This is a genomic window from Microbacterium lacus, from assembly GCF_039531105.1.
GTDB lineage: Bacteria > Actinomycetota > Actinomycetes > Actinomycetales > Microbacteriaceae > Microbacterium > Microbacterium lacus.
Map to the genome: position 1 here is coordinate 1810202 of NZ_BAAAPK010000001.1, position 19711 is coordinate 1829912.

The 19711-nt window shown below is 70.4% G+C and carries 16 protein-coding genes; all 16 read right to left on the reverse strand.

The genetic code is table 11. From position 1 onward, the window contains the following. Nucleotides 1–2 precede the first annotated feature (2 nt). The 16 genes from ABD197_RS08565 to aroQ all read right to left on the reverse strand — a co-directional run bounded on the left by ABD197_RS08565 (nucleotide 3) and on the right by aroQ (nucleotide 19655). Nucleotides 3–1976, reverse strand: coding sequence for a primosomal protein N' family DNA-binding protein (locus ABD197_RS08565; protein ID WP_344053545.1), 1974 nt, complete (start codon nucleotides 1974–1976; stop codon nucleotides 3–5). A 26-nt stretch (nucleotides 1977–2002) separates the two neighbouring features. Then, entirely contained in the window at nucleotides 2003–3196 is a 1194-nt protein-coding gene (gene metK, locus ABD197_RS08570; RefSeq protein ID WP_344053547.1) for a methionine adenosyltransferase, read from the reverse strand. A gap of 34 nt (nucleotides 3197–3230) precedes the next feature. Beyond that, the gene (gene rpoZ, locus ABD197_RS08575; RefSeq protein ID WP_344053549.1) at nucleotides 3231–3485 is read right to left on the reverse strand and encodes a DNA-directed RNA polymerase subunit omega; all 255 of its coding nucleotides are present in this window, start codon (nucleotides 3483–3485) and stop codon (nucleotides 3231–3233) included. Nucleotides 3486–3545: 60 nt separating this feature from the next. Beyond that, nucleotides 3546–4490, reverse strand: a complete 945-nt coding sequence (gene gmk, locus ABD197_RS08580) for a guanylate kinase (protein ID WP_344053551.1) — start codon at nucleotides 4488–4490, stop codon at nucleotides 3546–3548. Between the two features lies 1 nt (nucleotide 4491). After that, nucleotides 4492–5322, reverse strand: a complete 831-nt coding sequence (gene pyrF, locus ABD197_RS08585) for an orotidine-5'-phosphate decarboxylase (RefSeq protein WP_344053554.1) — start codon at nucleotides 5320–5322, stop codon at nucleotides 4492–4494. Continuing rightward, nucleotides 5319–8606, reverse strand: a complete 3288-nt coding sequence (gene carB, locus ABD197_RS08590; protein WP_344053556.1) for a carbamoyl-phosphate synthase large subunit — start codon at nucleotides 8604–8606, stop codon at nucleotides 5319–5321. Before carB ends, pyrF begins: the two co-directional genes overlap by 4 nt. After that, on the reverse strand, nucleotides 8599–9765 hold the full coding sequence (gene carA, locus ABD197_RS08595; protein WP_344053557.1) for a glutamine-hydrolyzing carbamoyl-phosphate synthase small subunit: 1167 nt from the start codon (nucleotides 9763–9765) through the stop codon (nucleotides 8599–8601). Before carA ends, carB begins: the two co-directional genes overlap by 8 nt. Then, entirely contained in the window at nucleotides 9762–10265 is a 504-nt protein-coding gene (locus tag ABD197_RS08600) for a PH-like domain-containing protein (RefSeq protein ID WP_344053558.1), read from the reverse strand. Before ABD197_RS08600 ends, carA begins: the two co-directional genes overlap by 4 nt. Next, the gene (locus tag ABD197_RS08605; RefSeq protein WP_344053560.1) at nucleotides 10262–11590 is read right to left on the reverse strand and encodes a dihydroorotase; all 1329 of its coding nucleotides are present in this window, start codon (nucleotides 11588–11590) and stop codon (nucleotides 10262–10264) included. The genes ABD197_RS08600 and ABD197_RS08605 overlap by 4 nt, the downstream gene beginning before the upstream one ends. Continuing rightward, a complete protein-coding gene (locus ABD197_RS08610; protein WP_344053562.1) occupies nucleotides 11587–12561 on the reverse strand; it encodes an aspartate carbamoyltransferase catalytic subunit in 975 nt (324 codons plus the stop codon). Before ABD197_RS08610 ends, ABD197_RS08605 begins: the two co-directional genes overlap by 4 nt. Continuing rightward, the gene (pyrR, locus tag ABD197_RS08615; RefSeq protein ID WP_344053564.1) at nucleotides 12558–13097 is read right to left on the reverse strand and encodes a bifunctional pyr operon transcriptional regulator/uracil phosphoribosyltransferase PyrR; all 540 of its coding nucleotides are present in this window, start codon (nucleotides 13095–13097) and stop codon (nucleotides 12558–12560) included. The genes ABD197_RS08610 and pyrR overlap by 4 nt, the downstream gene beginning before the upstream one ends. Nucleotides 13098–13172: 75 nt before the next feature. Beyond that, nucleotides 13173–14738: a Rieske 2Fe-2S domain-containing protein gene (locus ABD197_RS08620; RefSeq protein WP_344053566.1), complete on the reverse strand. Its 1566-nt coding sequence runs from the start codon at nucleotides 14736–14738 to the stop codon at nucleotides 13173–13175. 73 nt (nucleotides 14739–14811) lie between these two features. Further along, nucleotides 14812–18066 carry a DEAD/DEAH box helicase gene (locus ABD197_RS08625; protein WP_344053568.1) on the reverse strand — a complete coding sequence of 1085 codons (3255 nt, stop codon included), beginning with the start codon at nucleotides 18064–18066 and terminating at the stop codon, nucleotides 14812–14814. Nucleotides 18067–18109: 43 nt separating this feature from the next. Then, entirely contained in the window at nucleotides 18110–18520 is a 411-nt protein-coding gene (nusB, locus tag ABD197_RS08630; RefSeq protein ID WP_344053570.1) for a transcription antitermination factor NusB, read from the reverse strand. Nucleotide 18521: 1 nt separating this feature from the next. Then, complete coding sequence (gene efp, locus ABD197_RS08635) at nucleotides 18522–19082, reverse strand: elongation factor P (RefSeq protein WP_344053572.1); 561 nt, start codon at nucleotides 19080–19082, stop codon at nucleotides 18522–18524. A 114-nt stretch (nucleotides 19083–19196) separates the two neighbouring features. Continuing rightward, entirely contained in the window at nucleotides 19197–19655 is a 459-nt protein-coding gene (aroQ, locus tag ABD197_RS08640) for a type II 3-dehydroquinate dehydratase (protein WP_344053574.1), read from the reverse strand. Nucleotides 19656–19711 lie beyond the last annotated feature (56 nt).

The window sequence follows — 19711 nt, forward strand, 5'->3', positions numbered from 1 at the left end:
CCTCACAGGTCGAGATCGGGCACGTCGACCCGGATTCTGAGTGTATTGCCGACGACGGGACCCCGCGTCCGGGGGTTCTTCCGCGCGCGGAGGGCGTCCGCGACGATCGAGCTGCGCAGGCTCTCGGCGACGGCAGCGCCGTGCGCGTAGTCGAAGCGCACGAGTGCGCGCGCGGGCCCCCGGCGATCGCCCGCGTCGACCAGGCGGTCCACGGGACCGAGCACGGCGAGGTCGTCCAGCGACGGCACCGCCTGGCGGAGCTCGGTCAGGGCGGTCTCGACAGCGATCCTGCTCCCCTCCAGTGCGGCGACGCGCACGGTGGGGGGCATCCGCAGGGGCGCTCGGTCGGTGAGTTCTGCTCGCGCGTACGCCGGCTGGGTCCATGTCGCGAGGGCGCGCGCGACGGAACCGGTGACCCCGACCAGGTGTACGGGCGCACCGGGGCGGGCCAGCGCTGCGGCGTTGGACCACCAGCGCAGGCACGACTCACCGATCCGCAGATCCTCGGCCTGCAGCATCCGATCGCCGTCGAGGAGGATCACCGCACGATACCCGCCCCGCGCGATGGGCTCGGCTCCGCGAGTCGCGATCACGAGCGCGGGCCGCTCGTCCACGTCGAGGACGGGGTGCTCGCCGTCGGCGACGATCACCCGGATGCCGGGGAAGGCGCGCCCGAGATCGTCCGCGGTCCGCTCACTGCCCGAAGACGCCATCCGCACGCGCGTCGAGGCGCACTTCGGGCACTCGAAGGCGGTCGCGGAGCGACCACACCACCCGCAGGTCGGCACAGCGCCGCGTCGTGCGGCGTGCAGCGGGCCGGCGCAGTGCGGACACCGCGCGGGCGTGCGGCAGTCGGCGCACACGAGCACCGGCGCGTACCCGGGGCGCGCGACCTGGACCAGGACCGGACCGGCGGTGAGCGCTTCGCGCGCTGCGGCGAACGCCGCCGACGGCACGCGCGCGCCGCGGGATTCGCCCTCCTTCGTCGCGCTCAGCACGACGCGAGGCGATCGCCGCCGGGCCGAGGAGACATCCGTGAGCCAGCCGATCCCGACGAGCCTCTCGATGTCGCTCGTCCGGGTGTGTCCGGCGAACACGAGCGCACCGCCCTCCAGCTCGTGACGGACCAGGGCCGCGTCGCGCGCGTGGACACCGGGGCTAAGGGGCTCGCCCAGAAGCGGGTCGCCGTCGTCCCAGATCGCGACGAGCCCCGGGTCGTGAACCGGCGCGTAGACGGTCGAGCGATTGCCGATCACGATGCACGGCTCGCTCGCGAGCACACGGAGGTAGGCGGCGTAGCGCTCGGGCGAGCTCTGTCGGGCGTCGTTGCGGATGATCGCGTGGGCCGGCGCGCGCCCGGCGAGCGCGGCTTCGAGCTGGGCCTGATCGCGATGATCGGGCACGACGAGGACCGCGCTGCGTCCCGCCGCCAGCGTGCGGACGGCGGCGGCCGCCAGGAGCACGGCCCACGACCCGACCGTCACCTCCGCCGACACCGCGACCGGCTCGGGCGGTGCGTCGAAGGCTGCCCGGCCGGAGCGGTCCAGACAGTCCGCCAACGCCGGCTGGTCCGCCAGGACCCCCGCCGCCCAGCTCTGCGCCGCGTCGTCGATGACCGGGGCGACGGCGCCGCCCGCCGCGAGCCAGGCCTTCTCCGCCCTCACCATGCGCTTGGGCACCGCGAGGCGGAGGATGTCCGTCGCCGATCCCGCCGCGCGGTCGGCCACGCGGCGGGCCAGGTCGTAGAGCCGACGCGGAAGCACGGGAACGGGTGAGATCACCGCGTCCACGTCCGAGAGCGGGCGATCCACCGGATCGGCTTCGCCCATCTCGATGACGTACGCGTCCAGCATCCGTCCGGCGCTGCGCAGCGGCACGCGCACCCGGATGCCGGGAGCGACGTCGTCACGCAGCTCGGCGGGGACGGCGTAGTCGAACGGACGGTCCAGCTGGGGCAGCGGCGAGTCGATCAGCACACGCGCGACGAGGCGCGGCGGCGCGTTCAGAGTCCGGCGGCTGCGCGCAGGTCGTCGACGCGATCGGTGCGCTCCCAGGTGAAGTCGGGGAGTTCGCGCCCGAAGTGACCGTACGCCGCCGTCTGGGCGTAGATCGGGCGCAGGAGGTCGAGATCGTCGATGATCGCCTTCGGGCGCAGGTCGAAGACCTCGAGGATCGCCCGCGTGATCGCCTCGTCGGCCACGTGTCCGGTGCCGAACGTCTCGACGTACAGCCCGACCGGGCGCGCACGGCCGATCGCGTAGGCGACCTGCACTTCGAGTCGATCGGCGAGGCCCGCCGCGACGGCGTTCTTGGCCACCCAGCGCATCGCGTACGCCGCCGACCGGTCGACCTTCGACGGATCCTTGCCGCTGAACGCGCCGCCGCCGTGACGGGCGGCGCCGCCGTAGGTGTCGATGATGATCTTGCGTCCCGTCAGACCGGCATCGCCCTTCGGGCCGCCGATCACGAACGGTCCCGCCGGATTGATGATCGACTCCGCGGCTCTCGTGTCCAAGCCGGTCTCGGCGAGGACCGGAGCGATCACTTCGGCGTTCACCGCGGCACGGAGCGCCGTCAGCGAGATGTCGGGGTTGTGCTGCGTGGACAGCACGACGGTCTCGACGGTGCGCGGGATCGTGCCGTCGTATCCGATCGTCACCTGCGTCTTGCCGTCGGGGCGCAGGAACGGCAGAGCACCGCTGCGCCGCGCGGCGGAGAGTCGCTCGGCGATGCGGTGCGCCGTCCAGATCGCGATCGGCATGAGCTGCGGGGTCTCGTTCGTCGCGTAGCCGAACATGATCCCCTGGTCGCCCGCGCCCTGCGCGTCGAGCGGATCGATCGACCCGCCCTCGCGGTGCTCCTGGGCGGTGTCGACTCCCGTGGCGATGTCGGAGGACTGCTCGCCGATGGAGATGCTGACTCCGCACGAGTCGCCGTCGAACCCGGTGTCGCTCGAGGTGTAGCCGATGCGGTTGACGACACCGCGGACGATGCCCGGGATGTCGACGTAGCCGTTCGTGCGCACCTCCCCCGCGACGTGGACCAGACCCGTCGTCACGAGGGTCTCGACCGCGACGCGGCTTCCGGCGTCCTCAGCGAGGAGGGCGTCGAGGATGCTGTCCGAGATCTGGTCGCAGATCTTGTCGGGATGTCCCTCGGTGACGGACTCGGAGGTGAACAGACGCAGCTGTGTCATCGATCTCTTCCGTGGTCGCGCGTGGACCGCGAGATCACTCGGCGGCGCGGAGGCGGAGCTTGTCTTCGTGGATCTCGTGCAGGGCGATCGTGAGGGGCTTGTCCTCGACGGTCGAGTCCACGAGCGGGCCCACGTTGTCGAACAGGTTGCCTTCGTGCAGGTCGGAGTAGTAGTCGTTGATCTGACGCGCGCGCTTGGACGCGTAGATGACCAGCTGGTACTTCGAGTCGACCTTCTCGAGAAGGCTGTCGATGGGGGGATCGATGATCCCCTGGTTCGTTCCGGCCATGGTGAAACCTCCTGGGTTCGAGGGCGACGGATGTCGGTGGAAGAAGGACGGCGCCGCGACTCACGACGACGGGCGTGCGGGCACCTCCGCCAATTCTACGACCTCGCGGGCCGCCGTGGCGACGTCGCCGTTCACGACGCGATAGTCGAACTCCTCTTGGGCGGCCAATTCGCCCTTCGCGGTGCGCAGTCTCCGGGCCCGTTCCTCCGCGTCCTCCGTGCCGCGTCCGACCAGTCGCTGGACGAGTTCGTCCCAGCTGGGGGGCAGCAGGAACACGAGCATCGCGGAGGGCTCTGCCGCCCGCACCTGACGCGCGCCCTGCAGATCGATCTCCAGCAGGACCGTGCGGCCCTCGGCGAGCGCGCGGTCGATCGGCCCGCGGGGGGTGCCGTAGCGGGAGGCGTTGTGCACCGTCGCGTACTCGAGAAGATCGCCGTCGGCGATGAGGCGGTCGAACTCCGCGTCGTCGACGAAGAAGTAGTGCTCACCGTGCACCTCCCCCGGCCGTGGAGAGCGGGTCGTCGCCGAGACCGACAGCAGGATCTCCGGGTGATGCTCCTTGATGTGCGCCGCCACCGTGCCCTTGCCGACCGCGGTGGGTCCGGCGAGCACGACGAGGCGACTGCGGCCGTCGCGCGCCCCGGGCGTCGGCCAGCGGGAGTCGAGGAACTCCTGCAGCGCGCGCCGTTGACGGGCGCCCAGACCGCCGAGGCGCTTGACGGGAGAGATGCTGAGATCGGCGAGGATGCGGTCGCGCTTGCCCTCGCCGATCGCGGGGAGGCTCGTGAGGAACTCCGTCACCCGCATCGTGCCGGCCGGTGAGGTGGGATCCTCCAGCGCGCGGCGGAAGAGCTCCTGCGGGGTGATGACGCGCATCGCGACGTCGCGCTTGAGCGACGCGCGGGCGCGGCGCGCCTCGACCGCGCGCCGGGATGCCGCCACCCGGTCGACCTCGGGCGGGCGGGACTGCGCGCGCGGGGTCGCCGGGGTCTGCGGATCGGTCATCTCAGGCACCTCCGTACAGCGCGGCGCGCTCCTGGATCCGGGCTCCGAGGCCGTCGGGGCCGGCGGAGAGGATGCTGCGGCTCTCGCTGGCCAGCACACCCGCCGAGAAGCCGCCGAACACGCGCGCGAGGTCGCCCGGCTCGGCGCCCTGTGTCCCGAATCCCGGGGCGAGCACGGGGAGGACCCGGCTGCCGACGGGGGCGAGCTGCACCGTGGCGAGGTCGACCGTCGCCCCGATCACGAGCCCGAGTGAGGACCAGTCCTGCCCCGGCCCTGCTTCGGCGCGCTCCGCGACCTGCTCGGCGATCAGAGCGGCGGTGGTCGTGTCACCCGCCCGCGCGGTCTGGGTGGTGATCGCCTCGGGATTGCTCGTGGCGGCGAGGACGAAGACGCCCTTCCCATGGGCGAGCGCCAGGTCGAACGTCGAGGCCAAGGCGCCGACTCCCAGGTAGGGGCTGACCGTCATCGCGTCCGCCTCCAGGGGCGACCCGGGCGTGAGCCACGCCGCGGCGTACGCATCCATCGTGGTCCCGATGTCGCCGCGCTTGGCATCCGCGATCACGACGAGGCCCGTCGCGCGCGCGGCCGCGAGCACGTCCTCGAGAGCCGCGTAGCCCGCAGCTCCCCAGCGCTCGAAGAACGAGACCTGCGGCTTGACCGTGCCGACCCGCCCGGCCGCGGCATCCACGACACGCAGGCCGAACTCCCTCGCTCCCTCCGCGGAGGCGGGCAGCCCCCACTCCCGCAGCAGCGATTCGTGCGGGTCGATGCCGACGCACAGGCGTCCCCCCGAGAGGACGGCTTCGCGAAGACGGGTGCCGAACGCCGTCACGCGCTGTCCTTCCGGTCCTGCGCGTACTCCTGCAGGCTCCGCACCGCGAATCCTTCGCGCAGCACGGGCAGCGCGCTCACGGCGGCGCCGAGGACGGCCATCGTGGTGAACAGGGCCTTGTCGGCCGCGACGGCGGCCGCGCGGATCTCGTAGCCGTCCGCACGGGCGAGACCACCCGAGGGCGTGTTCACCACGATGTCCACCTCGCCGGCGTTGATCAGGTCGACGATGTTGGGCTCGCCGGAGTCGTGCGTCGCGGAGTACTTGCCCACGACGTCCACGTGGATGCCGTTGCGCGCGAGGATCTCCGCGGTGCCCTCGGTGGCGATGAGACGGAAGCCGAGCTCCTGCAGCCGGTGAGCGGGCAGGATCACGGCGCGCTTGTCGTCGTCGGCCACCGAGAGGAACACCGTGCCCGAGGTCGGCATCCCGCCGTACGCCGCGGCCTGGCTCTTGGCGAACGCGGTCGGGAAGTCGCGGTCGATCCCCATGACCTCACCGGTGGAGCGCATCTCCGGTCCGAGGACGGAGTCGACGGTGTGTCCGTCGGCGGTGCGGAAGCGCTTGAACGGCAGCACGGCCTCCTTCACGGCGACCGGGGCGTCCAGCGGCACGCGGGAACCGTCCTGCGCGGGGAGGAGTCCCTCGGCCTTCAGTTCCGCGATCGTGGCACCGGCCATGATGCGACTCGCGGCCTTGGCAAGGGGGATGCCCAGCGCTTTGGAGACGAACGGCACGGTCCGCGAGGCCCGCGGGTTCGCCTCGATCACGTAGAGGACGCCGGCGGACACCGCGAACTGCACGTTGAGCAGACCGCGCACCCCCACGCCCTCCGCGATCGCGAGGGTCGCGGTGCGCACGCGGTCGATCTCGGTGCGTCCGAGCGAGATGGGCGGGAGGGTGCACGACGAGTCGCCGGAGTGGATGCCGGCCTCCTCGAGGTGCTCCATCACACCGCCGATGTAGAGCTCGTGCCCGTCGTACAGGGCGTCGACATCGAGTTCGACGGCGTCGTCGAGGAAGCGATCCACCAGGAGCGGCTTGCCCTCTTCGATCACGACCTCGCCGGCGGTGCGGACGAAGTAGTCCCGCAGGCTCTCGGTGTCGTACACGATCTCCATGCCGCGCCCGCCCAGGACGAAGCTCGGGCGGACGAGCACCGGGTAGCCGATCTCCTCGGCGATCGTGATCGCGCCGGCCTCATCGATCGCGGTCCCGTGACGCGGGGCGATGAGCCCGGCGCGGTCGAGGAGCTGCGAGAACAGCTCGCGCTCCTCCGCGATGTCGATCGCGGCGGGAGACGTACCCAGGATCGTGTAGCCGGCCTGCTCGATGCCCTTCGCGAGTCCGAGCGGGGTCTGCCCGCCCAGCTGGCAGACGACGCCCAGGATCCGGCCCGACTGCGCTTCCGCGTGCAGGACCTCCAGCACGTCCTCGAGGGTGAGCGGCTCGAAGTAGAGGCGGTCGCTCGTGTCGTAGTCCGTGGAGACCGTCTCGGGGTTGCAGTTGACCATGATCGTCTCGAACCCCGCGTCCGAGAGGGCGAACGAGGCGTGCACGCACGAGTAGTCGAACTCGACGCCCTGCCCGATGCGGTTGGGGCCCGAGCCGATGATGACGACCTTCGTCCGCTCGGACGGCGTGACCTCGGTCTCGACGTCGTAGCTGGAGTAGTGGTACGGCGTGAGCGCGGGGAACTCCCCCGCGCACGTGTCGACGGTCTTGTACACCGGTCGAACGTCCAGGCCCCACCGCACGCCGCGGATCTCGGCCTCGCTCCCGCCGCGCAGCTGGGCGAGCTGGGCGTCGCTGAAGCCGTGCTCCTTCGCGAGGCGCAGGGTCTGCACGTCCAGTTCCGGCGCGCTCCGCACGAACTCGGCGACCTCGTTGATCAGGGCGATCTGGTCGAGGAACCAGGGGTCGATCTTGGTGGACTCGAAAGCCTGCTCGATCGTGGCGCCCTTGCGCATCGCCTGCTGGAGCACGACGATGCGCCCGTCCGTCGGCCGCTGGGCGATCTCGAGCAGCTCCTCCACCGAGCGCGGCTCTTCGCCCCAGTGGAAGCTCGACCCGCGCTTCTCCAGCGAGCGCAGCGCCTTCTGCAGAGCGGTCGTGTAGTTGCGGCCGATGGCCATCGCCTCGCCGACCGACTTCATGGTCGTCGTCAGCGTCGTGTCCGCGTTCGGGAACTTCTCGAAGTTGAAGCGCGGGACCTTGACCACGACGTAGTCCAGCGTCGGCTCGAAGCTCGCCGGCGTCGCACCGGTGATGTCGTTGGGCACTTCGTCCAGCCGGTAGCCGATCGCGAGCTTCGCGGCGAGCTTCGCGATCGGAAAGCCGGTGGCTTTCGACGCGAGTGCCGACGAGCGCGACACGCGCGGGTTCATCTCGATCACGATGATGCGACCGGATGCCGGATCCACGGCGAACTGGATGTTGCAGCCGCCGGTGTCCACGCCGACGGCGCGGATGATGTCGATGCCGATGTCGCGGAGCTTCTGATACTCGCGGTCGGTGAGGGTGAGCGCGGGTGCGACGGTGATCGAGTCGCCGGTGTGGACGCCGACCGGGTCGACGTTCTCGATCGAGCACACGACGACCGTGTTGTCGGCGGTGTCGCGCATGAGCTCGAGCTCGTACTCCTTCCAGCCGAGGATCGACTCCTCCAGGAGCACCTCGGTCGTGGGCGAGTCGCGCAGGCCCGCGCCGCCGATGCGGCGCAGATCCGTCTCGTCGTACGCGAAGCCCGAACCGAGGCCACCCATCGTGAAGGACGGACGCACGACGAGCGGGTAGCCGAGCTCGGCGGCGCCGGCCAGCAGGTCATCCATCGAGTGGGCGATCACGCTGCGGGCGACGTCGGCTCCGGCATCCAGCACGAGCTGCTTGAAGATCTGACGGTCTTCGCCCTTGCGGATCGCGTCGACCTTCGCGCCGATGAGCTCGACGCCGTACTTGTCGAGGATGCCCTGCTCGTGCAGTGCCATCGCGGCGTTCAGCGCGGTCTGGCCGCCGAGGGTCGGCAGGATCGCGTCCGGCTTCTCCTTGGCGATGATCGTCTCGATGACCGCGGGGGTGATCGGCTCGATGTATGTCGCGTCGGCGAAGTCGGGATCGGTCATGATCGTGGCGGGGTTCGAGTTGACCAGGATGACGCGCACGCCCTCCTCGCGCAGGACGCGGCACGCCTGCGTCCCCGAGTAGTCGAACTCGCACGCCTGGCCGATGACGATCGGCCCCGAGCCGATGACCAGAACGCTCGTGATGTCGTCGCGCTTAGGCATTGTTCGTGTTCTCCGTACGGGTCTGCAGGTTCGCGATCACCATGTCGCGGAAGCGGTCGAACAGGTAGTTGGCATCGTGGGGTCCCGCGGCGGCCTCGGGGTGGTACTGCACCGAGAAGGCGGGGATGTCCAGGGCCCGCAGGCCCTCCACGACCCGGTCGTTCAGGCCGATGTGGCTCACCTCGACGCGCCCGTAGCCGTTGGGCGAGTCGAAGGATCCCTCCAGCGGCGCATCCACCGCGAATCCGTGGTTGTGCGCCGTGATCTCCACCCGGCCGGTCTGCTTGTCCAGCACCGGCTGGTTGATCCCCCGGTGGCCGAAGGGCAGCTTGTACGTGCCGAGCCCGAGCGCGCGTCCGAGCAGCTGATTGCCGAAGCAGATGCCGAAGAACGGCAGGCCGTCGTCGAGCACCGCGCGCAGGAGCGCCACGTGATCGCCGGAGGCCGCGGGATCACCCGGGCCGTTCGAGTAGAAGACCGCGACCGGGTCGATCGCGCGGACCTGTTCGATCGTGACGTCCTGCGGCAGGACGTGCACCTCGAATCCGCGCTCAGCGAGGTTGAGGATCGTGGCCTGCTTGACGCCGAGGTCGAGGACCGCGAGATTGCCGACGCGCTCGCCGACGGCGGGTGTGACCTCGACGGCGCCGACGGACACCTCCGCCGAGAGGTTCTGACCGGACATCACCGGGGCCGCCTGCACGATCGACAGCTGCTCCTGCGCGTCGAGCGCGGCATCCGCGCCGGAGAAGATGCCGCCGCGCATGCTGCCCGCGGAACGGATGTGCCGCGTGATGGCGCGCGTGTCGATTCCGCTGATGCCGACGACCCCGTCGCTGATGAGGGCGTCGTCCAGCGACTCGTCTGCGCGCCAGTTGGACACGACGCGGGAGGGGTCGCGGACGATGTACCCGGCGACCCAGATGCGCCGGGACTCCGGGTCCTCGCCGTTCATGCCGGTGTTGCCGATGTGCGGCGCGGTCTGCAGCACGATCTGGCCCGCGTACGACGGGTCGGTCAGGGTCTCCTGATAGCCGGTCATGCCGGTGGCGAACACCACTTCGCCCAGACTCGTGCCGCGCGCGCCGTACGCCCGGCCGATGTGACGGGTGCCGTCCTCGAGCACGAGGACGGCGGGGTCGTGGGTGAGGAGCGTCATGAGTCGGTTCCTGTCGTTGTCGTGAGGGCGCCCAGCTGTGCGGCGAGCACGCGGGCGGAAGAGTTCTGCGGCCGGAAGTAGGAGTCCACGAGAGTGTCGGGATCGATCTGCCAGGCGACGCGCACGAGGCCGTCCTTCTCGACGACCCGGTCGATCGCGACGGTGGCCTGGTCGACGGTGAGGATGCGGTCGCGTGCGAGGAAGAGTCGCGGCAGGCCGGTCAGATCCAGGGCCACCCCGGCATCGGTCACGGTGAGGTCCGCCCGCGAGCGGAATCCGAGGCCTTCGATCGCGAGGCGCTCGAGCGGCTCGTCGTGGCGGGTCGTCGCGACGTAGAGCACTTCGTGCTCGGCGAGGGTCTTCGCGCCGGACGGCAGTTCGCCGACCGGAGCCGCGAGACCGCTGTCGCGTCGTCGGCGGCGCGACCAGGCCCACACGGCGACGCCGATGAGCGCCAGCGCGACCGCGACGATGACCAGAAGGGCTCCTTCCCGGGTCATGCGCGCTCCCCGGGCCGGTCGAGCACTCCCCCGTCGGCGACGGTGACGACGCCGTCGTAGAAGGTCCAGCGCACGTCCCCCGGCAGTTCGCGTCCGAGGTACGGCGAGTTGCCGCTGCGACCGTGCAGATCGGATGCGGCGAAGACGGCGGACGACGCCGGGTCGTACAGCGCGAGGGATGCCGGCTCCCCCGCGGTCAGCGGTGTGCCGTGCCCCGCGAGCCGACCGATGCGGGCGGGGGTGCGGGACATGACTCGTGCCACGTCCGCCCAGGTCAGCATCCCCGTGTCGATCATCGCGAGCTGGACGACGCGCACCGCGCTCTCGAGCCCGACCATGCCGTTCGCGGCGGCGGGCCACTCGCAGGCCTTGGCCTCCGCGGGATGCGGGGCGTGGTCGGTCGCGACGATGTCGATCGTGCCGTCGGCGAGTCCTTCGCGGACGGCTCGGACGTCCTCTTCGCGGCGCAGCGGCGGGTTGACCTTGAACCGCGCATCGTATCCGCGGGCGAGCTCGTCGGTCAGCAGCAGGTGATGCGGGGTCACCTCCGCCGTGACCTGCACGCCACGGCGCTTGGCCCAGCGGATGATCTCCACGGAGCCTGCGGTGGACAGGTGGCACACGTGCAGGCGCGAGCCGACGTGTTCGGCCAGCAGCACGTCGCGGGCGATGATCGACTCCTCGGCGACCGCCGGCCAGCCGGCGAGTCCGAGTTCGGCCGACACCGCGCCCTCGTTCATCTGAGCGCCCTCCGTGAGGCGCGGATCCTGCGCGTGCTGCGCGATCACGCCGTCGAAGGCCTTCACGTACTCCAGGGCGCGGCGCATGATGAGCGGATCCCACACGCAGAAGCCGTCGTCGCTGAACACCCGGACCCGCGCACGCGAATCGGCCATCGCGCCGAGCTCGGCCAGGCGTTCGCCCTTCTGCCCGACCGTCACCGCGCCGATCGGCTGGACCGTCACGAACCCGGCCGCCTCACCGAGGGCGAGCTCCTGCTCGACCACGCCGGCCGTGTCAGCGACCGGCGACGTGTTGGGCATCGCGAAGACCGCGGTGTAGCCACCGGCGGCCGCCGCGCGGGAGCCCGTGAGGATCGTCTCCGATGCCTCGTAGCCGGGCTCGCGCAGATGGGTGTGCAGATCGACGAGCCCCGGCAGGGCGATCAGGCCCTCGGCGTCGATCACCGTGGCGCCGGCGCGGCTGAGTCCGCGACCCGTCTCGGCGATGCGACCGCCCTCGAGGACGAGGTCCACGGCGGCGGCGCCCTCGATCGCGGCGCCGCGGATGAGGATCGTCTCGGTCGTGCCGTCCGGCTGGGTCATCGTGCGTCCTCCCGTGCGTGGTGCTGCGGATCGCGTTCTCCCGCCAGCAGCAGGTACAGCACCGCCATCCGCACCGAGACGCCGTTCGTGACCTGGTCGAGCACCGTCGACCGGGAGGAATCGGCGGCTTCGGCGGAGATCTCGAGCCCGCGGTTCATGGGGCCGGGGTGCATGACCATGCTATCGGGGCGAAGGGTCGCCAGACGCCGCGCGTCCAGTCCCCACCTGCGGGAATACTCCCGTTCAGTGGGGAAATACGCCGCGTTCATGCGCTCGAGCTGGATACGCAGCATCATGAGCGCGTCCGGCTCGTCCGCGATCGCGGCGTCGAGGTCGAACAGCACGCGCGCGGGCCACGCCGTCACGTCGTGCGGGATGAGGGTCGGCGGGGCGACGAGCGTCACGTCCGCTCCGAGCGTGTGCAGGAGCCAGACGTTGGAGCGGGCGACGCGCGAGTGCAGGATGTCCCCCACGATCGTGACCTTCACGCCGTCCAGGTCGCGACCCCGGCTGTCCGCGCCGAAGCGGCGCTTGCGGATCGTGAAGGCGTCCAGGAGCGCCTGCGTCGGGTGCTCGTGCGTGCCGTCCCCGGCGTTGACGACCCCGGCCGTGATCCAGCCGCTCGTGGCGAGCGTGCGCGGTGCGCCGGACGCGCCGTGACGGATCACGACGGCATCCGCCCCCATGGCCTGAAGGGTCTGCGCCGTGTCCTGCAGGGACTCGCCCTTCGAGACGCTCGAGCCCTTCGCCGAGAAGTTGATCACGTCGGCGCTCAGGCGCTTCGCTGCGGCTTCGAACGAGATCCGGGTGCGGGTGGAGTCCTCGAAGAAGAGATTGACGACGGTCTTGCCGCGCAGCGTGGGCAGCTTCTTGATCTCGCGCTGCTGCGTATCGGCCATGTCCTCGGCGACGTCGAGGATATCCAGGGCCTCCGCCCGGGGCAGATCGTGGGTGTCGAGGAGGTGCCTCATGCCTCGGACCCCTCGATCGTGACGAACTCTTCGCCGTCGACTTCGGCCAGGCGCACGTTCACGCGTTCGTCCGCCGCGCTGGGCAGGTTCTTCCCCACGAAGTCGGGTCGGATCGGCAGCTCGCGATGACCGCGGTCGACGAGGGTCGCGAGGCGCACCGCCGCGGGTCGGCCGATGTCCTGCAGAGCGTCGAGCGCCGAGCGGATGCTGCGCCCGGAGAACAGGACGTCATCCACGAGGACGACGACCCTGCCGTCCACGCCGCCGGCGGGGATCGAGGTCGGCTGGGGCGAGCGCGTCGGATTCCGGTGCAGGTCGTCTCGGTACATCGTGATGTCCAGTGCGCCGACCGGGACCGAGGCGCCGCTGAAGTCGCTGATGAGTGACGCGATGCGGCGTGCCAGGGCGACGCCCCGTGTCGGGATGCCGAGGATCACGATGTCGTCGGGGCCGCGATTGGACTCGAGGATCTCGTGCGAGATCCGAGTCAGGGCCCGGGCGATGTCGGCCTCATGCAGCACGGTGCGCGTGCTCATCCGCCGCTCCCTTCTCCGCCTCACAGGACGGGGTTAAAGGTTGCTGTGATGGTTCGAGTCTAGCGGGACCCGCGATCAGGATGCCGCCGACGACACCGTCTCGATCACCCGGCTCGCGCGGATGGGGTGGCCCTGCGAGGTGAGGCACTTGCCGGAGTCCAGGTCCCACTTCCAGTCGTGCAGGCTGCACGTGAGGACGCCGTCCTCGATCTTGCCGGTCTTGGACAGGTCTGCCCTCAGGTGGGGACACCGGCGCTGCACGACCCACTCCTCGAGCTGGATGTCCTCCGAGACATCGGACTGCTCGGCGTACCAGTTCTCGACGTACTCGATGCGGTCGCGCGACAGGCACTTCAGGAACGTCGTCAGCAGCTCGTTGAACTTGCCGCTGCGCCCGACCGCGAACTGCATCGACAGGAAGATCGAGTTCGACCAGTCGATCTCATGGTCGCGGATGTTCGTGGACACCAGGTCGGCCGGGATCGTGTACCAGTAGATGCACTCCTCCCCCGCGTACTCGCGCACCTTCGCCTTCGGGAAGTCGACGACCATGTCCAGCTCGCCGATGCGGAAGCGGACGTTGCCGCCCACGCCCTCGCGGAAGATGCGGCCCCGACGCAGGAGCGGCTCCCACCACTCCTTGATCGCGGCGAGCATCTCCGCCGGCGGGATGACGTCCGCGCGGGTGGCCTCCTCGTCGGCGATCTCCGCCTGCCGACTCGCCTGCTGCTCGGCGAAGTAATCCCACCGGTCAGGACCGAACATGCGCTCGATCTCGGCATCCGTGTACAGCGTCTGCTCGACGCTCAGCTCGCCGTGCGTCAGCTCGACGACGGTTCCGGAGATGAACAGGTGTCCGGTGTGGGCGGGCGATTCCTGCTGCAGCCGCTCGAGGAACTGCGTCTGGCTCGTGAAGATCGCGTCGCCGTCCTGACCTTCCCAGTTGTAACGGAAGAGCTCGTCACGGAGGAACATCGGCGGGCCCGCCATCGGGAAGACGTGCGGGGCGTCGACGCGGTCGACGTAGTGCATCGCACGCTTGTGCTGCGCCTCGCGCTTGAGGTGGGCGAAGTTGCGCTTGGCGTCCTGCGGAAGGTCGTAGACCATCGGCCACCAGATCGCACCGGACACCTGCGTGAAGTAGGCCTCCGGGCGGGAGAAGGCGAAGAGCCTGTCCATGTCCAGCGGATGCGAGTCGTTCTGGTTGAGGATCGACGCGGTGCCGTCGTCCACCGACAGGCTCGAGTCGCCGATCGGGCCGTCGCTGGGCGCACGCAGCGGGTTGACCATCATCTTGAGGTCGCCGCGCTGGATGATCTCCCCCGCGTGCGTATAGAGGATGTTCTCGAACCCGAGCCGGCGCAGGTCCTGCTCGAGCTCATCGGTCGGATAGTCCGGCAGGAGCACCTCGATGTCCTTCGGCACGTAGGTCTCCAGCAGCCACGGATCGAAGTGGTCGCGGTGCCGGTGACTGATGTAGAGGAAGTCGGCCTTGCCGTACTTCTCCCAGTCCAGCCCGCGGTTGTCCGGGAACGGGAACCACGAGCCGAAGAAGGCCGGCTTCACCCAGGGGTCGCAGAGGATGTTCCCTCCCGCCGTCTCGATGAACATTCCGGCGTGGCCGAGGCCCGTGATGCGCATGCTCGCTCCTTCCCCGGCAAGTCTACGAGGCGCTCTGACGGCGCCCGACGGAACCGGCCGTGCATATCGCCGATCAGTCGGCGAACAGGCCGCGGATGTCGTCGGCGGTCATCGCCTGCCCGAACAGCGCGTCGTCGTCCATGACCGCCTGGAGGAGGCGCGCCTTGCGCTGCTTCAGCGCCATGACCTTCTCCTCGATCGTGCCGTCCGCGATCAGGCGGTAGACCATGACGGTGCGGTCCTGCCCGATGCGGTGCGCGCGATCCACGGCCTGGGCTTCCGCGGCGGGGTTCCACCACGGGTCCAGGAGGAAGACATAGTCGGCTTCGGTGAGGGTGAGGCCGAATCCGCCGGCTTTCAGGCTGATCAGGAACACCGGTGCGTCACCCTCGCGGAAGCCCCTCACGACGCGGTCGCGGTCACGCGTCGACCCGTCCAGCCAGGCGTGATGGATGCCGCGCTCGGTGAGCCGATCGGCGGCCAGCTGCAGGAACGAGGTGAACTGGCTGAACACGAGCGCGCGGTGACCCTCGGCGATCACCGCGTCGAGCTGATCGAAGAGGGCGGAGAGCTTGCTCGGCGCGATGTGGGCGTGCGCGGCATCCACGAGGCTCGGAGCGAGACTCATCATGCGCAGGAGCGTGAGCGAGCGGAACACGATGAACCGGTTGCGGTCGAGGTCCTCAAGGAGCCCCAGTACCTTCTGCCGTTCGCGCTGCAGAACGGTGTCGTACAGTGCCCGGTGTGCGGCGCCGAGCTCGACGTGCACCACCTGCTCCTGTTTGGGCGGCAGCTCGGGAGCGACCGCTTCCTTCGTCCGGCGCAGCAGGAACGGCCTGATCCGCCGGCGCAGGCGCGCGAGGCGTGCCGCGCGATGATCGCCGCCCTCCTGCGTCGTGGGTACCTTGCCCTGTTCGATCGGCCCGATGTACTCGTCGCGGAAGCGCCGCGCGGAGGCGAAGAGTCCGGGGGCCGTCAGCGCCAGGAGCGCCCACAGGTCGGTGAGGCTGTTCTCCAGCGGGGTCCCGGTGATCGCGAACGTGACGTCGGCACGGAGCGCCAGCGCCGCCTGGTAGGCCTTCGTGCGCGGGTTCTTCACGAACTGCGCTTCGTCGAGCACGAGCACCGACCAGTCCACGGCCGCGAACTCCGCCTCGTCCAGCCGCAGCAGCGTGTACGAGGTCACGATCACGTCCGCGGATGCCGCGATCTCACCGACCGACCGCCCCCGCACGCCGCGCGTGGTGTCGGCGACACCGACCCGCAGCCCCGGCACGAACCGCGCGGCCTCTTCGCGCCATGTGGCGAGCACCGACGTCGGTGCGATCACGAGCACGGGGCGCCGCTCGCCCCGTTCCCGGCTGTGCGCGATGAGCGCGAGCATCTGCAGTGTCTTGCCGAGGCCCATGTCGTCGGCGAGGATCCCGCCGAGACGGTGCTCCCACAGGAACGCCAGCCAGTCGAAGCCCGCGCGCTGATACGGGCGCAGCTCGGCACGCAACCCGTGCGGCAGGGTGGCGTGCCCGATGTGCTCCACATCGCGGAGGCCCTCGAGCGTCGCGCGCCACGCGACGGCCGGGAGGGCTTCGTCGGCGACGTCCTCGAAGTCGTCCCACAAGTCGATGCTGCGCCGGCTGATCCGAGCGCCCGTCTCCCACTCCGCGAGTTCTCCCGCCTCGGCGATCAGGTCCTTCAGTCGTTGCAGGGCGGGGTGGGTGAGGGAGAAGTACCCGCCGTCGCTCAGCAGGAGCGTGCGCCGCCCCCGGGTGAGCGCCGTGAACAGTGGCGCGAACGGGATCGTGCGCCCGTCGATCTTCACGATCACCCCGAGGTCGAACCAGTCGGGGTCCGTGCTCTCCACGGTGGACACGGTCACGTGCGGGTCGCCGGTGAGCTCGCGGTACCGGGGCCGGGTGCCGAGGATCGTGACGGCGACGTCGGCGAGCCCTTCGACCTCGGGCAGCAACCGTGAGGCGAACTCGGCGGCCTCCACACCGGCGAGGGACCCGCGCGTCGCGACCGGCTCAGCGCGATACGAGCGCCACACCCCCTCGACGCGCGCTCGGATCTCGGCTTCGGCGTCCGCGTCGTCCTGGGCCCCGGGCGGGGCGTCCAGGCCGCGCTCCTCGCGACCGGGGTATGCCCAGCCGAGCGCGTAGTCCAGCCGGTGCGCGGGTGAGAAGCGCACCGTGACGTGCAGCTGCGGGCGGTCCGGCCGGGGCAGATCGATGCCCGGAGCCTCGACACGGACGCTCCGCAGCATCGGGGGCAGGTGCTCGCGGACGAACTCCTCGGCGTCATCGGGTGGCACGATGACGCTCTCCGTCGCGCGCAGCAGCGCCGGAAGCGGGTCCGCGAGCGGTGCCTCGGCGAGGGTCAGCGCGATGCGCTCCCGGCGAACCGTGAACCGGTAGACGCCGGAATGCCCGATGGGTCGTACTGCGGACGGCTCGATCGGGTCACCGTCGATCTCGCCGTTCGCCGACAGGCGCAGACCGTCGTCCTGGCGATCCAACCGGATGCCGACTTCCGCGCTCCGGGCGATGTCCAGGTCGAGGTGGCGGACCGTCGGCACGATCGCGATGTGCAGCGACGATGCCGCGGCGAGGTGGCCCCACAGCAGGGCGGATTCGATGTCGTCGAGGGTGAGCCAGTCGCCGGCATCCGCGAAGCCGCCGATCATGCGCATGTCGCGACCGATGCTGTGCAGCTCGACGAACCATCGCGCCTGCTCCGCCGCGAACCGGTGTCCGGGGCGCCGCAGGGTGTCCCAGGACACCGTGCCCTTGATCCAGGAGAGAGAGCGGGAGCTGCGCTCGAGCGGACGGAGGCCGACCATCACGTCCGTGCCGTGTCGGTCCAGGCTCCGCGCCGTGGCGGTCTCGAGGCGGATCGGCGCCCAGGGCGAGCTGCCCCGTCGGACGCGTTGACGCAGCTCGATGCCGAGCGCGAGCGGGACGCCGGGCTCCGCCGACGGCGCGGCGAGAAGGGACCGCCAGGGGGCGGCTGGGGTGGACGGCGCGTCCGCGCCGCGCGCGAGCCGGTTGGCGGCCAGGAGCGCCGCCACGACGTGCTTGCATCCGCCCGAGACCGGACACGTGCACATCGTCGAGACGATCGCGTGATCCGGCCGGCGAGCGTCCAGGACGACCGTGCAGCGGTACGGGCGCGCGGCGGAGCCGTCCACGAGGGCGGTCAGAACGGAGGATGCGGCATCCCATGTCACGCTTCGCACGGCGCCGCCGTGGAAGTAGCCCGTACCGCGCTCGAACGATCCTGCGTCCGTCGACGCCCGGATCTGGGCGGGCTCGACGAGCGGGGGGATCATGGGATCCATCCTGTCCGAGGGCCCGGACGTCCGTCCGCCCGGCTCAGGACGAGCGCGCGATGCGGGCGAGCACGCCGTGCACGAACGCGCCGGAGTCGTCGGTGGAGAACTCCTTCGCGAGCTCGACCGCCTCATCGATCACGACCGCGGTGGGCACCTCGTCGTTGTAGAGGATCTCCCACACGGCCATGCGCAGCAGCGCACGGTCGACGGCGGGCATGCGCGCGAGCGACCAGTCCTTCGCGAACGTCGTGATCTGCTCGTCGATCTCGTCCTGGTTGTCGATCACGCCGTCGACGATCTCGCGCGCGTACAGCCACGAGGCCTCGCGGGAGGGCTCGCTCGCGGCGCGCTTGGCCTCGGCGGCGAGTGTGACGCCCAGGGCATCGCCGCGGATGTCGGACTGGAAGAGGATGTCGAGGGCGCGCTTGCGCGCCTTGGTGCGCGCGCTCACCTCAGTTGACGCGGCCGAGGTAGTCACCCGTGCGGGTGTCGACCTTGACCTTCGTGCCGGTCTCCAGGAACAGCGGCACCTGGATCTCGTAGCCCGTCTCGACCGTCGCGGGCTTCGTGCCCGCCGAGGAGCGGTCGCCCTGCAGGCCCGGCTCCGTGTACGTGATCTCGAGCACGACGGACGCCGGCAGCTCGACGTACAGCGGGTTGCCGTTGTTCAGCGCGATCTGCACCTGCTGGTTCTCCAGGAGGAAGTTCGCGGCGTCGCCCACGACCGTGGCGGGCACCGTGAGCTGGTCGTAGTCGGCGACGTCCATGAAGACGAAGCCCTCGCCGTCGTTGTACAGGTAGGTGAAGTCGCGCCGGTCGACGTTCTCGATCTCGATCTTCGCGCCCGCGTTGTAGGTGCGGTCCACGGTCTTGCCCGAGACGACGTTCTTGAGCTTCGTGCGCACGAACGCCCCGCCCTTGCCCGGCTTGACGTGCTGGAACTCGATGACGTTCCACAGCTGGCCGTCGATGGAGAGGACGACGCCGTTGCGGATGTCTGCGGTGGATGCCATGGCTGAGAGAGTCCGTTTCGTGAGGGAATCCTGTGGCCGCGATGCGGCCCGACGTTCGATTCTACGGGATGCCGCGCACCGCCGCCGGGAAGAGCGATGGCGCCGACCGCGGACTCAGCCGTCGGCGCGGCCGGTGATGACCTCGATGAGCCGGTCGACGGCCGTCGCGTATCCGGCGACACCCTCGCCCACGACGTGCACCACGGCGACGTCGGCGACGTACGAGTGGTGGCGGAACGGCTCGCGCTCGAGGACGTTGCTGATGTGCACTTCGGCGACGGGGAGGTCGACGGCAGCGAGGGCATCGCGCAGCACGACGGACGTGTGGGTCAGTCCGCCCGGGTTGATCACGATTCCGGCGCACTCCTCGCGCGCCGCGTGGATCGCGTCCAGCAGCACGCCCTCGTGATTGCTCTGCACCGCGTCGACGTCGAAGCCGTGTTTGCGCGCGGTCTCCGCGACGAGCGCCTCGACGTCCACGAGCGTCTGCGCTCCGTAGATGCCCGGTTCGCGCGTGCCCAGCAGGTTGAGATTCGGGCCGTTGACGAGCAGGAGGCGGCGAGGAGCGGTCACGCCTCCACCCTAGGCCTGGCCGCCGAGCGGTGTTGCGGAGATGTGCAGGATTGCGG

Coding starts and splice junctions, on each gene's coding strand:
- ABD197_RS08600 (WP_344053558.1), bottom strand. CDS start 10,265: ATGACCCGGGAAGGAGCCCTTCTGGTCATCGTCGCGGTCGCGCTGGCG.
- metK (WP_344053547.1), bottom strand. CDS start 3,196: ATGACACAGCTGCGTCTGTTCACCTCCGAGTCCGTCACCGAGGGACAT.
- ABD197_RS08610 (WP_344053562.1), bottom strand. CDS start 12,561: ATGAGGCACCTCCTCGACACCCACGATCTGCCCCGGGCGGAGGCCCTG.
- carB (WP_344053556.1), bottom strand. CDS start 8,606: ATGCCTAAGCGCGACGACATCACGAGCGTTCTGGTCATCGGCTCGGGG.
- carA (WP_344053557.1), bottom strand. CDS start 9,765: ATGACGCTCCTCACCCACGACCCCGCCGTCCTCGTGCTCGAGGACGGC.
- gmk (WP_344053551.1), bottom strand. CDS start 4,490: ATGACCGATCCGCAGACCCCGGCGACCCCGCGCGCGCAGTCCCGCCCG.
- ABD197_RS08605 (WP_344053560.1), bottom strand. CDS start 11,590: ATGACCCAGCCGGACGGCACGACCGAGACGATCCTCATCCGCGGCGCC.
- rpoZ (WP_344053549.1), bottom strand. CDS start 3,485: ATGGCCGGAACGAACCAGGGGATCATCGATCCCCCCATCGACAGCCTT.
- efp (WP_344053572.1), bottom strand. CDS start 19,082: ATGGCATCCACCGCAGACATCCGCAACGGCGTCGTCCTCTCCATCGAC.
- ABD197_RS08625 (WP_344053568.1), bottom strand. CDS start 18,066: ATGATCCCCCCGCTCGTCGAGCCCGCCCAGATCCGGGCGTCGACGGAC.
- pyrR (WP_344053564.1), bottom strand. CDS start 13,097: ATGAGCACGCGCACCGTGCTGCATGAGGCCGACATCGCCCGGGCCCTG.
- ABD197_RS08620 (WP_344053566.1), bottom strand. CDS start 14,738: ATGCGCATCACGGGCCTCGGCCACGCCGGAATGTTCATCGAGACGGCG.